The organism is Brevibacterium siliguriense (genome assembly GCF_900105315.1).
GTDB lineage: Bacteria > Actinomycetota > Actinomycetes > Actinomycetales > Brevibacteriaceae > Brevibacterium > Brevibacterium siliguriense.
In genome coordinates, this window is the sequence record NZ_LT629766.1 from 1,509,863 (window position 1) to 1,524,691 (window position 14,829).

A 14,829-nucleotide genomic window follows, 5' to 3' on the forward strand; every position below is an offset into this window, starting at 1 on the left:
CCATAGACTGGTAGCAGTTATGAAAGAGTCATTCTCGGACCGTCTCCGGCGCCTGGCGGTGGAAGCCTTCAAGTTCCTCACCGTCGGCGGGCTCGGCTATATCGTCGATGTCGGCCTGTCGAACCTGCTGGCCTACGGATTCGGTCCGATCCCCGCCCTTCTTGAGGGCAGCCCGATCAAGTCGAAGATCATCTCGACGATTCTATCGATGGTCGTCGTATGGATCGGCAACAGACTCTGGACCTACGGCGACCGGACCACGAACTCGAATATGCGCGGCATCGTCCTGTTCGTCGCGGTCAACCTCGCCGGCATGGTCATCACCGTCATCCCGCTCGGCGTGACCTGGTATCTGCTCGATATGCGCGACCAGCTCACCTACAACATCTCGACGAATGTCATCGGCATCGGGCTGGCAATGATCTTCCGCTTCTACGCCTACCGCACTTGGGTGTTCAAAGACGAGTCACCCCACGCCGAGGTGGTCGTTCCCTTGGAAGAGTCGAGCCGAGTCCCCGGCGACCGCGGCTGAGTGAATATCGAGGGCAGGTGCTGATTGCGCAGCGATTCAGTCGCGGAGTGCGTCCGACGCCTGCCGACCTCCCTCGCCCTGATGTGACTCCTCCGGGACGAATGGAAGCAGCAGGCGCAGACGACCTCCGCCGTCCTCGTTGCGCTCAAGATGCAGTGAGCCGCCGCGCGCTTCTGCACGGGCCCGGTGGCGTGCAAGGCCGGAGAGCGGCGGAGTATCGGAGACGGGCCCTGTCCCGTTGTCGTCGACGCAGACCTCGAGCTCCCAACTCCCGCCGTGGTTGCGAGCCTCGACCCACACGGTGACACGGTCGGCGCTGCCGTGCTTGATTGCGTTCGTCACCGCCTCTTCGGTGGTGTAAACGACGACGAGGCGATCACGCAGCGGCAGCGGAGCATGCAGTCTCCGGACCAGCTCCTTCATCGTCGGCCCGAGTTCGACGGTCGTCGCCACGGTGGGAGGAAGACGATCGAGCAGCGCCCGGATCGCCTCATACGTGCCGAGATCCGCACCCGAAGGGAAGAGACTGTGACTGAGTGCGCGCACATGCTCCTCGCGCAACTCGTCGAGGTCGAGTGCCCAGTCGCGCAGAGTGGGTGCCCATCGGGCGGGATCCTCGTCCCCGGCCGTGAGCCGATCTGCGATCTGGTCGAGGCCGCTGGCGACGACGACGAGGCGATGCTGGACCGTGCCGTGGAGCCGATCGGCCACGAGGCGGCGCACACGCAGCTCTTCTCGCTCGAGTTCGGCGACGGCGTCTCGTGTGCGTTCCTCTTCGGCCCGGCGGCGGGCTCTCTCCCGGTCTTCACGCTCGATCAGTGCAGCGACGAGGAACCCGGTGGCGATCGCCATGAGATACCCGCTAGCCCCTGTCACCCAGATGATGAGGCCGCCGCGGGAATCCCCGTCGAGGATCGTCGACGGGAGCAGAAACACCGTCCGCACAGACGCTTGGATCGCAGTGACGACGACGGCGATGACCGCGCGTGCCCACCAGGACCGGGCGAGAGCGCTGACGACGATCGTCACGACGACGAGCACGACTCCGATGACGACGGTGAGGCCGCCGACCCACCACAGCAGGGCGGCCGGCTCCCACCTGCTGCTCCACTCGGTCGCCTGCTCGGCGACGAGGATGGAGAATGCGAAGACGTTGGCGAGGGCGACGATGCCTGCGACCCTCGACCGGGGCCAGCGCAGCCGCAGCCTCCGCGACAACCCAGTCGTCATCCCAGGCGAGCCTGTCGTCATCTGCGCCATGAGCGACCCGTCTGCTCGAGGAACGCCAGCACCGCGTGGACCCGACGGTTGGTGCCCGCCTTCTCGATCCCGAGACGGCGGTAGATCGAGAGCAGGTGACTTTCGACCGATCTCTCGGAGATGTGGAGGCGCCCCGCCACTGCTTCGTTCGACAGGCCCTCCGCGACCAGCCGGAGGACCTCGAATTGGGCCTTCGTCAGCCCGGCGACCTCGGTTCCGGCCCGCGGCGTCGATCGCTGGACGAGCGACGGATCGATGACGACGTCACCGTCGGCGGCGGCCGCGATCGCTCCGACGAGGACGCTGCTCGTGAACGACGACCGTTTGGACAGATAGCTCCAGGGTTCGCTCGTCTCGTCCTGGACGGAGAGGAAGAGTCCCATGACGTCGAGGCTCGAGAGCAGCATCACCGCGATCCGCGGGTCCCTGCGCTGCAGCTCGAGTCCCAGTGCCACCCCGTTGCCGTCGCCGAGGTTGACGTCGAGCAGGGCGACATCGGTGCTGTGCGCGCTGATCGCGAGTCTGGCTGCGGAAACGCTGTCGACGGCATGGACAACTCGCAGATCTTCGGCTTCGTCGACCGTCCTGACGAGCATCGAGCGCATGAATGCCTCGTCCTCGACGATGCTGACGCGGATGGGGCGCGGGCGCTTCGAAGCGATCGTTGTGGCAGTCATCGATCCGCGATTCCCTCCATCGGTGTCTCGGTGCATCCGTCGACAGCTCGTCTCGGCCCTGAACACGGACGCTGCCACCAGTCATTCTACGAGTTTCCACGCAGATTGTGCGGGCGGGCGGTGCGCGCGGAGGTTCACTTGAATCACCGGCAGGCAGCCGGCGAGCAGAGTCAGAGCGAGGAGCAGAGATGTCCGAGAAGTACCCCACCACAGACCAGACCATGACCGCCGACGGAACCTCCGCTCCGCGCAGGCGCCGGCGCAAGCTGCTGGCGATCACCTCCGGCGGAATCGTGCTCGGCATCGGCGCGGCCGTCACTCTCGCCGCGTGGACGGACAGAGAAGCGGCGAAGGGTGACTTCGCCTCCGGGTCCTTCGCCCTCGAAAGCAGCCTGGACGGCGCGAACTTCACCGACACCTCGGGAGCGGGCGATGCACTCGTCCTCACGTTCGACGATATGGCTGAGAATCTGTCTCCGACCGATACGGCGAGCTCGGTCTATGCGATCCGTCTCGACCGGTCCTCGACCTACTCGGCCTCCGTGTCGGGCGCGGTCGAGGCCACCGGAAGCGCGGCGGACAATCTCAGCTATTCGGTGCAGAGGGTCTCCGACATCTCCGGCGGCACCCCCGTCGGCGGCGCTCTCGTCAGCGCCGAGCCGGTGACATCGACGAATGTGCATGAGGACATGTTCTCCGTCAGCTCCCTCGGTGACGTCGTCTTCCTCAAGGTGACGGTCAAGGCCGACTCCGACCTCGGTCAAGGTGAGAGCGCCGATGTCACATGGAACCTCACCGGCACGTCGGTCGACTCGCTATGACCGGTCGGCGAAGCTCGAACGCGCGGGCCGCCGCAGCGGTTGTGTCGATCGTCATCGGCGGGTGCGCCTTCGGTGCGATCACCGGCACGACTCTTGCGGCCTGGCAGGACGAGGAGTCCACCGTAGCGAGCTTCGCCGCCGGCACCTTCGACACTCAGTCACAGGGGACCGGTGACGGATGGACCCACCACGAGGCGGCTTCCCCCGCTTCGCTCGGGGCCGAGATCACCGGTCTCGCGCCGGGCGGTACGGCCTCGGAACCGGCTGCGGGACAGTCGCACTACAGCGCATTCCGCATCCGGACCTCGGAGGACAGCAGTCGCGGCGGAACGGTCCGAGTCAGCGCGGTGAACATCGATGGGGCGCTGGCCCGGGCCCTCGAATACAGGGTCGTCGTCGGAGACGGACGCGACTGTGAGGTTGCCGCCGACGACCCCGCCTCGGAGCTCCTCGTCGGCGGACCGCAGAGTTACCAGCCGGCATCCTCGTCGGCGGGAAGCGACACCGAGGTGACGATCGGCGCACATGGCAGCGATCCCGCCGAACTGTGCCTGGACCTGCGCATCGCAGCTCCGAGCGGCACCGACTCCGGCGACGATGTCCAAGGCGCGGCGGCCACGGCCGTTCTCACCGTCGCTGTCACTCAGAACTGAATCAGGAAAGCACACCACGATCGGAAAGGACCCGATGATGTCGACTCTCGACGCCGCTCCGCGAACTCGGCGGGAAGCGACGGCCGAAGCCCCGAAGGCTGCTCGGTCCCGGCTGCGCAGGCGGATGCACATCCTCGGCGATCTGCTGCTGTGGGTGACCGCCTCGGCGGGGGTGCTCTTCGCAGTGCTCGCGGTCCTCACGATGCTGATGGGCTTCCGAGTGATGCTCTTCGCCACCGGCTCGATGAGCCCGACGATTCCCGCGGGTTCTGCCGCACTCGTCGCCCTTGTCGATGCCCCTGATGTCCGGGTCGGCGATGTCGTCACGGTCGACCGGGGCGAAGGATCCTTGCCGGTGACTCACCGAGTCGTCGCAGTGGAACCGGGGGCGGTGTCCGAGGAGCGGCTGCTCACGCTGCGCGGCGATGCCAATGCGGAGAACGATCCCACGCCGTATGCCGTATCGCAGGTCGGACGTGTCGTCACCTCGGTGCCGGGTGTCGCCTCAACCATCGCCGCACTGGGACGCCCCACGGTGCTCGCTCCGTTGGGAGTCGCTGCCGCCGGATTCGTTGTCTGGGGTCTGTGGCCCCGGAAGAGGGAGCGGGGTGAGGGACGATGAGCGCCTCGCTGCGATTCCGTCGGGTGCTGCTCGCAGCCTTTGCTCTGTCGATGGCCACGGGCTTCGGCGCAGCCGCGGCATTCGGCGGCGGTGAGCAGTGCATCGTGGGGATGACTGACGCCGCATGGATGACCGAGGAATCCGGGTCGATCGCGATGACGGCCGAGACCGTCGAGATTCCCGACACCCGGTGCGAAGGGCGCAACGCCGCCCCGAATCTGCTCCATCTCGCGGCCCCGGGCGAGGGGCTCGAAGTGACCGAGTACCTCGTCACGCTGACCTCCGACGAGGCCGTCGGCTCGTGGGACACCGGTACGACCCCCGAAGGATATCCACTCATCTCCGACGCTCAGCCGGTACGGGTGCCCGCGTCGACCTCGGCCGTCGCCTGGGGAATCACCGGCGAATGGAATCACACATGGAACGGAGACGTCGTCGTCCGATCCGTGGGCCCGGGCGGGTGGACCTCGCAGCCGGTGCGGTACACATGGAAGATCGGCTTCGACTGGCTCGGAATGGGCTACGGAGACTGCTCGGCCGCTGACTGATCGACGGATCGGCGGCCGGGTGAATGACGTTCCGGCCCGTCATCAGGTATAGGACTAAGCATCATCGCCCGGACCGACGGCGGGGACGGAACGTGACGGCAGAGGGATTGAAACCTGATGCCGAGGCTGACGTGAAGTGACGTGAGACGGGCACGACATCGGTTCGGCAGGGCCGGCTGTTGGACGAGCCGTCAGGGTGTGGCGCTGGGCGGGAGAAAATGGTCCGCTCTGTTGCCTGCGCTCTCTATCCGCACCGTCGAGTCAGCAACCGGCATCTCGTGTCAGCGGGTGCCGCGCAGCCTGCGGTAGGCGCTGACTACGGGGGCTGGGGTGACGGTGCGCAACTCGGCACGGAGCAGCATCCGTTTCTGCTTGAGCAGCGCGGCCCGACGGTTCGGCAGCTGACCGGCCCGTGCCCGGGTGGCCACCAGCCCGAGGTCACGGCGCAGCTGTCCGTCGACAGGGTGGAAGTAGTTCTCGGTCAGCCATTCCGGGTCAGGGAACCCGATCGCTCCGGCAGCGACATCGGCCAAGGTGCCGGTGGCACCCGAGTCTTCGAAGACCTCATTGAGCAGCTCGTCGTCGAAGCCGAAGTCCGAGATGAGCAGGGTCGGAATGCCGCGATCGATGGATTCAAGAGCCGCAGTCGAGGACACTGTGACCAGAGCCGAACCCTCTGTGAGGAAGTCGCTGAGGGGGCCGTATCCGAGCTCGATGCGTGACGAACTGGGGATTCTGCGAGTGCGGAAGTCTTCGAGGATCTCGAAGTAGGAATGCTGCTCGTGGTGGGTCTCGAACTCGCCAGGACGCGACCGCATCTTGACGACTGCCGTCGAGTCCGGGTTCCTGTCGGCGAACTTGGCCAGGGCAGCGATGATCGCCTCACGGTCGACTCGTTCGGCCGGGACCTTCGCCTGCGGGGCGAATACCAGAGTGTGCGGGGCCGCCTCGGGGGTGGTGCTCTTCAACTGCGGAATGCCTTCCGAGCGCAGCATCGGCAGTCGCGCCAACATCACCTCGCACGGCACCTGCGACTTGGTACTCGCTTCGGTGTAGGCGGCCACCTCGGCGGCGGAATGGGCGATGAACGCATCCATCAGGCGGCGATAGTTCATCCCCTTGCCGCTGGCCGGCAGGCCCATCCCGGGCAGCCCCGAGACCAACGCCGGCCGGTTCGTGCGGGTGTGCGCGGTGAGGAAGACCTGGGCGACGATCGGACCGGTGGCGGCGCCGAGGACGATATCGGGGGAGTGGTCGGCGATGACCTGGGCGAGGTCGGACCGGGCGATGACGGGGATCTCGCGGTGCTCCCAATCGGTGCCGGCGACGGCGCTGGCGATCTGCTCGTCCGTCGGCAGGATCGGATTGTCGACGAGGAACACACGTCCTTCGACATCCGGCAACGACGACAACATCTGCGTCGCCCATTTGAGGTACGACTCGCTGTCGGAGACCGAGAGGATGCGGATCGGGGCGAGCCCGGCCGATCGCCGAGGCGGGGCGACTGATAGCGACGGAGGCAGCATCGGCCCGCTGTAGTGGGGATCGCCTGGTTCAGGAATCGTCATCTGCCTTGACCGACTGGGCGTTGAGGGACTTTCGCAGACTATCGGGTGAGGCCCCGGTCCACCACTTAGCGGGGATCTCGGTGACGTCGATGGTCACATCTGGGTTGAGCACCGCGAGGGACACCGCCGCGGTCGACGGCAGGCTGCGGATCGTCGAGTCCGGCGGCAAGTTGATCAGACGCAGCTCGATCGGCAGCCCGAGGTTCTTGATCCGTACCCGCTTATCTCGGCCGAGGTCGGCGAGGAACTCTTCGGTCTCACGCCGATGCGGGTAGTACGTGATCGACCCGTGGGTTTCGATGATGTCGTCGACCCAGGCCCTGTAGGCGAAGGCGTCGATGAGTCCGTCGGCGGCCAGGGACGAACCGATGACCGGGTTGTCCCGCGGGTGGCTGCCGCCGGTGGGCAGGGTCTGGAGGTGTTCGAACCGGTGGCGGGTGATCTCGCCACCGGACTTGAGGAACGCCTTGCGCAGCGGCTTCGCCACCGGCAGAGCGGTGTGCCAACGCAGTTTGCCGACCGTCGCCAGGTGGCGAAGCCGGTCGGCGACGTGCGCGGCCATGACCGTGCGCGAAGCCTTGAGCTTCTGCCGGGGACGGACGAGGGGACCGCGCTTGGCAGTGAGGATCTCGATCGCCGAATACGTGGCCAGACCGTCGTCGAGGATGACGACCTCCGGCATGCGACGCTCCAGATACGCCAGGGCCAGAGACTTGTGCACCTGACCGGAGCAGGTATCGCCGAGGTAGATCCGATCGAATGCTGTCTTGCGCAGCAGTCCGGGTTTCGCCCCGTCCCGTTCGAGTCGGACGTTCGTCGGCAGCCAGGCCGGATCGAAGGCGTCGAGGAAGGACGTCATGCCCTTCGCGCTCGCTCGAGCCCGAATGAGCAGGTCCTCCGTGGGCTCATGGGATTCGAGCGCGGAGAGGAACTGCAGCGGGGATTCGACGAAGGCCACCGAGGTCATTCGGGTGCTCTTCTTGCCCGCTCCATTCTTGTCGGCACCGTTCTCGGCCGTCTCGTTCTTGACGGCCGTGTCACTCGACTTCTTGGCCTTCTTCGAGTTCGACTTCGTCTTCTCAGCCATCAGCAATTCAGCCATTCTTTCTCAGCTTCGATGGATCGACGGTGATGCCGTAGTCCTTGAGCACGTGCTGGGTGCGCTTCGCCTTCGAGACCAGCCGCTGCTTGGCAGCACTGAGGGTCTTCCTGTGCAGGGGGATCTCCTGCTGCCCAGGCAGATCGAGCTTGGTCAGTCGTTTGCGCTTGAAGTACTTCATATCGGGACCGCCCACGGCGCCGACGAGGAAGTCGACCGCGTTCTGCCGCAGATACGATGCCGAGTCCGACTGCATGCAGTAGGTGACCGCATCGATGAGCGGATTGAGGTCCTTCGCCGAGCCCGCTCGCGTACCCGCACTGGCCGCCGCGCCTGACCCGGCAGCCCCACGGGACGACGCCCCCGCCTCGGCGAGGTCGTCCGTCAGGGAATACCGACCAGAGTGCAGGGCATCGATGATGGTCAGCGGGATGCGGTTGCTGTTCTGATACGGAGCGAGCGCGTCCAGCAGCTGCGTGGTCCCGACGGCCGCGGTCTCACACCCGAAGAGGCCCTTCGCCGTCGCCAGACCTGTCGAGAAGCAGGAGACGACGAGTTCGGGTCGGATGGCGGAGACGACGATTTCGGCCAGCAGGGGCACATCGGCGAGGACGAAGTCGAGGCCGAGCTCCTCGCTGCGTCGACGCAGCGGACCGGTCGTCGTCCGCGCCGAGGTGGGATGCGGTTTGAAGATCACCGTGGTCAGACCCGCGGCCTTGACCACATCGAGCATCTGCATGTGCAGATCGAGCTCTTCGTCGGCCGTGATGAGGTCGAGTTGTGCGAGGTACTGCCCGAGCACGAGCGCACTGCCCTCGATCGGGGCATCGAGGTGGGCGCTCGCCAGCTCATCGGCCACCTCGGCGGTCATCTCATCGATGACCCCAGCGAGATCGGCGGTCGGCAGCACCACCCGGTTCGGGTTGTGTTCGGCCAGCTGACGTGGGGTGATGCCGGGCAGCAGATCCGTGTAGTAGATCGTTGTCAGCCGCTGCCACTGCGGCAGGCTGAGCGGATTGCGGATCGGCCCGTAACTCATCAGCCCGTCGGAATGGACGCTGATATCGGCCGTAGCGAAGATCTGCGTGAGTGCGCCGGCGGGGTGGCTGGGCAGGGATTCGACGATGAGCTCAAGCTCTTCGGGATCGTCGATGTCCCACTCCCGGAGCAGGGCGCGTTCCATGATCGGGGCGCGCTCGCCTGAGATGCCGAAGGCCTTCGGATGGTTGGGCCAGATCGTGGCATTCCAATCCACGACTGCATCGAAGTCGGCCAACAGCCCGGTCGACCCGGGCATCGCATCGGCGGCCGGGGTGAGCTCGGGGGCGAAGGAGTTGTTCGCCACGACGAGGATCCGTCGTTCATTCGCCTCGCCGAGGCGGCCCGCCCGGATGAGCGCGGAGATGTTCGCGAGCTGGTACTGGGTGGAGATCTCGATGATCTGCGTCATCAGCGGGCCCTCCTGACGATCGGTTCGATCACGGGCAGTCGGCGTTCACCGTAGTTCGTCAGTGCGAGATCGATGACGTCGTTGCCGACGTTCTTCAAGGTGTTCACCGCGCCGAGGTTGAGCTGTTCGCGCACGGTCCGCGACATCGACGATCCCCGGTTGAAGATCTGGAAGTAGAGGATGGAGAGGAAGTTGCGCACGGCCTTCTGTTCGAAGTCGCGGTTGTCAGGGGTGGCCTCGAGCATCGCGAAGACCGAGCGGAAGGCGGGGATGAAGTCGAGCTGACGTTCGTCGAATATCGCCGTCAACGAGGTGGTGCTGCCCTTCCGGTAGCACAGCCCCGCCGTGTCGACGACGGCGAAGGAATCGGCTTCGAGGTGGTGGCGCCACGTCCAGGGACGGTCCTCGCAGGTGCGCAGTGACGGGTTGAATTCGAGCAGTCCGCGATCGGCCATGGACCGGGAGTAGATGCCCGTCCAGCATTCCGGGAAGTCGACCATCGTCGAGGCGTCGTGGGGCAGGATGTGATCCCGCGGGTTCAGGGCCGTGTTGTGTTCAGCGCACGGTGCGCGGCGCAGCTTCCGGTTGAAGCCGTTGACGATGAGGTAGTTCGTCTTCACGAAGTCCACGCCGAGTCCGGTGATGGCGTCGGTGAGCGAGCGCAGGTGACCCGGGGCGTACCAGTCGTCGGCGTCGAGGTAGGTGATATTGGCACCGGTCGAGGCTTCGAGCGCCGCATTGCGGGCGGTGGAGACCCCGCGTGATTCCGCGTTGTGGATCTCGATGAGATTGAGCCGAGCGGAATAGTCGGCGATCACCCCGGCCGTGTCATCGGTCGAGCCGTCGTTGACGACGATGACCTCGAGTTCGCTGGCGGCGAAGTTCTGGTTGACCAGACTCGTAAGACTTCCGCCGATCGTCTCCTCGGCGTTCTTCGCCGCGATGACGACGCTGACGACTGGTTGGGGCATGTGGTCCTTCCGCGTGTTCTCGGTTGCTGTGCGCGTCCGATCGATCGTAGGGGTGAGAGGAGAACAGAAAGTTGCGTAGAGGTGTCCGGGAATGTTCACCGTCGTTCATCCGGAGTTCGTCCGCCGCCTTTAGTCTTGGCCGATGCGGAGCCTGAGACTCTTCCACTTCGACATCCCGACCTGGGGCAACTTCGGCGATAAGGCCCTTTTCCCTGTCGTCAGGGACGCCTTCCGCGTCCTGGGCGGTACGGACGGGGTCAGTGGGGAGCCGAACTTCACGTTCGCCTCGGCGGCGGCGCTGCGTCGCGAAGTCGACGAGGCGGCCGTGGCCCGGATCAACGCCACCGCCGATGCCGTTGTCATCGGCGGGGGAGGGCTGTTCCTCCAGGATACGAATCCGAATCGTCTGTCCGGATGGCAGTGGAAGATCTCGACCGAGGCGCTCGGTGCCCTCGAGGTTCCCCTCATCGTCTATGCGCTCGGTGACAACAGGTTCCCCGGGCAGCCGGAGTTCGATGACCTCATGCGCTCCCATGTGAGCCAGGTGCTCGACCAGTCGGCGTTCTTCGGGCTGCGCAACACCGGGAGCATGTCGACGATCGGAGCACTGCTGGGCAGGCAGGATCGCATCGCCTTCCAACCCTGCCCGACGACGATCCTCGACCACCTGTATGCGCCCTTGGCCGGCAGGCGACCGGACCCGAAGCAGAAGACCGTGGCCATCCAGATGCTCGTCCACCCGCGGCAGATCGCCGCCGGATTCGACGCTGACACCATCCACGAGGCGACCGTGCGTGCCGCTCGAATCCTCGTGGCCCAGGGGTGGAGGGTGCTGAGCACTCCGTTCCATCCCGATGATGCGCAGGTCTCCCGCCGGATTGTCGCCGAGGTGGCCGGTGTCGAAGCGGTGCGACTGTACGGTCATGATGTCGGGTTCTTCTCCGGCGTCGAGTTCTTCTCGTCCGTGCCGTATGTGCTCGGCGGGCGTGGGCATGCGCAGATGATCCCGTTCGGGGTCGGGTCCATTCCGATCTCCGTGGATCTGCATGCGAAGCTCGGCTACTTCGCCACCGATATCGGTCACCCGGAGTTCGTGGTGCCCGTCGGTGCGGACGGGATGAGTGCGGATGCTGCCGAGGCTGCCCATTCTGACGGCGACCGCTTTGAAGCGGCGGAGGGCGTCAGCTCTGACGGGGACCGCGTCGAAGCAGCGGACGCCCTGGCGGACAGGATGGTCGCGGCACTCGAGGACGCGTATTCTCGCGGTCCCGATCTGCAAGTCGACCTGGCAGAGACCCGTGCCCGATTCGCCGACATCACCGCGGACAACCTCGAGGGGATCAGCGACTCGGTGTGCTCGCATGTAGGGGCGGGCTCAGTCGGGTCGCCGATGGCCGGTTCGGGTGAGCTCCCGGACACGGACTCCTCGGATCCTCCGTCCGATGACGGGCCACAACGGGGTACCGCCATTGAGCGCCGGACAGGGGAGTCACGACTGCGCTTGGCCGAAGATATCCTGGCCGAAGAGTTCCATGTTGCGGCCATCGCCGAATCCGAGGAGGTTGCGGCTCAGCAGACCCGTGCCCTGGCTCGAGCCGATCGGGAGCTCATCCGGTCTCGCCGCGACCACGATCGAACCATGGGTGAGATCCAGGCACGAACGGAGACAAGACTGAACGCCCTCGAATCAGAACGCGATGACGCACTGGCCGAGGCCGAACGGCAGCGCAGTGAATCTGAAGAGCGGGACAAGCGGATCGCCCAGCTGTCCGACGAAGCGGCACGCAACGCGCGGGACCTCGAAGCCGCGAACAGCCGCACTGCGAGGGAGGAGGCACGTGTGCTCGCCGACAAGGTTCGGCACGGAATCCGGTGGAGACTCCGCCGGCTGAAACGTCATTTTCGACGTTGACGACCTGGTCGCCTCGGTGAGGGGATACGGTCGGGTTGCGCCGCCTCGGTGCGGGAACAGCGAAACGGCGCCACCACCTCGGTGAGGTGATGGCGCCGACTCAGCGCTCAGGTCCGGGGTCGGGCCCGGTGTCTGCTGCGGATCAGGCAGTGACCTTGCGCAGGGAATCGATCTTCGACTCCTCGCCCGGCATGACGCGCTTCTGTCCGTCGCCGAACGCGGTTTCGAGGACGCGGACGCCCTTGACGAGGGAGGCGAACTCGCGCGGTTCCATCGATGCGGACTGGTCGGATCCCCACATGGAGGAATCGAGGGTGATGTGGCGTTCGATGGTCACGGCGCCCAGTGCGGCTGCGGCGAACGAGATCTCGAGCCCGAGCTCGTGTCCGGAGTAGCCGACGGGGACTCCGTAGCGTTCGCGCATGGCCGGGATCGCCTTGAGGTTGACCTCTTCGGGCGGCAGCGGGTACGTGGAGGTGGCGTGCATGAGCACGAGCAAGGCGGGATCGAAGACCTCGACGGCCCGATCCAGGGTCTCCCAGTCGGACATACCCGAGGAGCAGAGGACGGGCTTGCCGGTGGCGGCGATCGCGCGCAGCAGTGTGAGATCCGTCAGCGAGGCCGAGGCCACTTTATAAGTCAGTGCATCGAATTCGTTCTCGAGGAAGTCGACGGAGTCGGTGTCCCACGGGGAGGCGAACCACTGGAGTCCGACTTCCTTGGCGTAGCGGTCGATCTCGGCATACTCTTCGATGCCGAACTCGACGCGGTGCTTGTAGTCGATGTAGGTCATCTCGCCCCATGGGGTCGAGCGCATCTTCGACTTCTGGTGTTCGGGGACGGCCACCTCGGGGTTGCGCTTCTGGAACTTCACTGCCTGCGCACCGGCGGTGACGGCGACATCCATGAGCTGCTTGGCGATGTCGACGTCGCCGTTGTGGTTGATGCCGATCTCACCGATCATGTACACGGGCTGGTTCGGGCCGACGAGGTGTTCTCCGATGGCCACGGGGGCGAGTTGATCAGTCATGAAACCTGCTTTCGGTTGGCACGCGAAACATCCGCGCGGTTGGTGAACTGCGGCTGGTGCCGCGGGATGGACGGTTGCTGGTCGGGGAAGGCGGATGCGTGGCCGGACATGGCCGCCGACTGGTGGCCGGCCAAGGTCGATGGGTGTCCGGTGGGCGACCGCAGTGAGGTCAGGGTCGGATTCGGAAGTGGTTCGGCCGCCTCGGCGGGGATCGGGATGAGGTCGCAGACCTCTCGCACCGCACCCCGGCCGCCGGGCCGGTCGAGGATGACGCGGGCGGCAGCGAGGACCCGCGGGTGGGCATCGGCGACGGCGATGGGCCAGCCGACGACGTCGAAGGCCTCGAGGTCGTTGATGTCGTTGCCGACGTAGGCCACGCGGGCCGGGTCGAGGTCGTTGGCGGTGATCCACGCGTCGAGGATGCTGGCCTTGTTATCGATTCCCTGGGCGACATCGACGCCCAGCTTCTCCGCGCGGCGGGTGACGACCGGGTTGCGTTCCTTCGACAGGATCATCATGGGCACCCCGGACTTCACGAGGCGGGAGACGCCCATGCCGTCGCCGCGGTGGACGCGGACCTGTTCGTTTCCGTCTTCGTCGACGTAGGCGCCGTCGTCGGTGTGGACGCCGTCGAAGTCGGTGACCAGGGCGTCGACGTCGATGACCTGCGCGGTCTCCTGCGTCGAGGCGATGGCGCGGACGAGGGTGAGGTCGGACATGTCGTCGATCTCGCGGGCGTGCTCGGGCGGGACCTCTTCGATGCCGATGCGGCCGAAGAAGCGGTGCTCGTGTTCGATGAGGCCGGAGGTGCGCATGACGTAGAACGCGCCGGTTTCGTTGAAGTGCTTGGCGCGGTCCTGGCGGCGCGGGCGGAAGCTGGCTTCGTGGCCGACGGCCACGGCGTGGATGTCGTCGTCGAGGCGCCACAGGAAGGAGTGGTCTTCGACGGCGGAGAAGACGACATCGGCGTCGCCGTCGCGGACCGTGCGCACCGCGTTCTCGATCGAGGCGGAGTCGATGAACGGGGAGGTGCACTGCATGAACACGGTGATGTCGAAGTCCTCGTCGAGGGTCGACAGTGTGTGGATGAGTGCGGATTCGCTGGTGGCGGTGTCGCCGGCGATCTCGGCGGGGCGGTGGGCCACCTCGGCGCCGGCGCGCAGGGCTTCGGCTGCGATTCCGTCGTGGTCGGTCGAGACGATCACGCGGTCGATGCTGGGGCTGGCCTGGGCGGCATTGATGGCGCGGGCGAGCAGGGAGATTCCGGCGACCTTCTGCAGGTTCTTCAGCGGGATGCCCTTGGATCCTCCGCGCGCGGGAATGATCGCGACGGTGCGGTGGGGAGTGGGGGAGGCGTTGTGGGAAGTGGTGCTTGGGGTGGAACCAGTTGGTGCGGTGGGGCTTTCTGCCGCCTGATTCGCGGCCACGGTGTTGCGCGCATCCGGCTTCATTTCTGACTGAAACTCGGTTGCGTTGGGTTCGTAGGTCGTCGATTGGTCATTCACAATGATTCGACGCTAACGACGGGGTGTTACCTCAAGGTGAACACGCCATGTCGCCGAAGCGACCCTTCGATGGCGAACCCGTGACGGATGCCCTGGTGGGGTCCGTGGGTGGCTGAGCGGGAGCGGGTTATGGGTGGCCGGCGGGGGCGGTCCGGTAGATGGCTGCACGCAGTCCGTGAGC

Annotated in this window: 14 protein-coding genes; 6 read left to right on the forward strand and 8 right to left on the reverse strand. The window is 66.0% G+C overall.

The features are described from left to right. The first annotated feature begins 19 nt into the window (after nt 1-19). Nucleotides 20-532 carry a GtrA family protein gene (locus BLU88_RS06590; protein ID WP_092011531.1) on the forward strand — a complete coding sequence of 171 codons (513 nt, stop codon included), beginning with the start codon at nt 20-22 and terminating at the stop codon, nt 530-532. Between the two features lie 36 nt (nt 533-568). On the opposite strand, the gene BLU88_RS06595 is transcribed toward BLU88_RS06590, so the two are convergent. Further along, on the reverse strand, nt 569-1,762 hold the full coding sequence (locus tag BLU88_RS06595) for a sensor histidine kinase (protein WP_157689009.1): 1,194 nt from the start codon (nt 1,760-1,762) through the stop codon (nt 569-571). 17 nt (nt 1,763-1,779) lie between these two features. Next, a complete protein-coding gene (locus tag BLU88_RS06600; RefSeq protein ID WP_092017246.1) occupies nt 1,780-2,469 on the reverse strand; it encodes a response regulator transcription factor in 690 nt (229 codons plus the stop codon). A gap of 188 nt (nt 2,470-2,657) precedes the next feature. On the opposite strand from BLU88_RS06600, the gene BLU88_RS06605 reads away from it, so the two are divergent. From BLU88_RS06605 to BLU88_RS06620, 4 genes are read left to right on the forward strand one after another with little or no spacing between them, the layout of a single operon-like run. Beyond that, entirely contained in the window at nt 2,658-3,290 is a 633-nt protein-coding gene (locus tag BLU88_RS06605; protein WP_092011537.1) for a SipW-dependent-type signal peptide-containing protein, read from the forward strand. After that, nucleotides 3,287-3,943 carry a SipW-dependent-type signal peptide-containing protein gene (locus tag BLU88_RS06610; protein WP_157689011.1) on the forward strand — a complete coding sequence of 219 codons (657 nt, stop codon included), beginning with the start codon at nt 3,287-3,289 and terminating at the stop codon, nt 3,941-3,943. The genes BLU88_RS06605 and BLU88_RS06610 overlap by 4 nt, the downstream gene beginning before the upstream one ends. Before the next feature lie 37 nt (nt 3,944-3,980). Beyond that, nucleotides 3,981-4,565, forward strand: a complete 585-nt coding sequence (locus tag BLU88_RS06615; RefSeq protein WP_197678203.1) for a signal peptidase I — start codon at nt 3,981-3,983, stop codon at nt 4,563-4,565. Next, nucleotides 4,562-5,113 (forward strand): hypothetical protein, encoded by a 552-nt coding sequence (locus BLU88_RS06620; protein ID WP_092011543.1) that lies wholly within the window; start codon nt 4,562-4,564, stop codon nt 5,111-5,113. Before BLU88_RS06615 ends, BLU88_RS06620 begins: the two co-directional genes overlap by 4 nt. 281 nt (nt 5,114-5,394) lie before the next feature. Here BLU88_RS06620 and BLU88_RS06625 read toward each other — a convergent pair whose 3' ends face one another. From BLU88_RS06625 to BLU88_RS06640, 4 genes are read right to left on the reverse strand one after another with little or no spacing between them, the layout of a single operon-like run. Then, nucleotides 5,395-6,681, reverse strand: coding sequence for a DUF6716 putative glycosyltransferase (locus BLU88_RS06625; protein WP_231939649.1), 1,287 nt, complete (start codon nt 6,679-6,681; stop codon nt 5,395-5,397). Continuing rightward, nucleotides 6,668-7,783, reverse strand: coding sequence for a hypothetical protein (locus BLU88_RS06630; RefSeq protein ID WP_231939650.1), 1,116 nt, complete (start codon nt 7,781-7,783; stop codon nt 6,668-6,670). Before BLU88_RS06630 ends, BLU88_RS06625 begins: the two co-directional genes overlap by 14 nt. Then, nucleotides 7,776-9,230, reverse strand: a complete 1,455-nt coding sequence (locus BLU88_RS06635) for a polysialyltransferase family glycosyltransferase (protein WP_092011546.1) — start codon at nt 9,228-9,230, stop codon at nt 7,776-7,778. The genes BLU88_RS06630 and BLU88_RS06635 overlap by 8 nt, the downstream gene beginning before the upstream one ends. Beyond that, nucleotides 9,230-10,201: a glycosyltransferase family 2 protein gene (locus BLU88_RS06640; RefSeq protein WP_092011549.1), complete on the reverse strand. Its 972-nt coding sequence runs from the start codon at nt 10,199-10,201 to the stop codon at nt 9,230-9,232. Before BLU88_RS06640 ends, BLU88_RS06635 begins: the two co-directional genes overlap by 1 nt. Nucleotides 10,202-10,343: 142 nt before the next feature. Here BLU88_RS06640 and BLU88_RS06645 point away from each other — a divergent pair, with 142 nt between their 5' ends. After that, the gene (locus tag BLU88_RS06645) at nt 10,344-12,113 is read left to right on the forward strand and encodes a polysaccharide pyruvyl transferase family protein (RefSeq protein WP_092011552.1); all 1,770 of its coding nucleotides are present in this window, start codon (nt 10,344-10,346) and stop codon (nt 12,111-12,113) included. A 142-nt stretch (nt 12,114-12,255) separates the two neighbouring features. Here the strand turns inward: BLU88_RS06645 and BLU88_RS06650 are convergent, their stop codons facing one another. Together BLU88_RS06650 and BLU88_RS06655 are read right to left on the reverse strand one after the other, a co-directional pair. Continuing rightward, nucleotides 12,256-13,143, reverse strand: a complete 888-nt coding sequence (locus tag BLU88_RS06650) for an N-acetylneuraminate synthase family protein (RefSeq protein ID WP_092011555.1) — start codon at nt 13,141-13,143, stop codon at nt 12,256-12,258. Beyond that, on the reverse strand, nt 13,140-14,594 hold the full coding sequence (locus BLU88_RS06655) for an acylneuraminate cytidylyltransferase (RefSeq protein ID WP_092017254.1): 1,455 nt from the start codon (nt 14,592-14,594) through the stop codon (nt 13,140-13,142). Before BLU88_RS06655 ends, BLU88_RS06650 begins: the two co-directional genes overlap by 4 nt. Between the last annotated feature and the right edge of the window lie 235 nt (nt 14,595-14,829).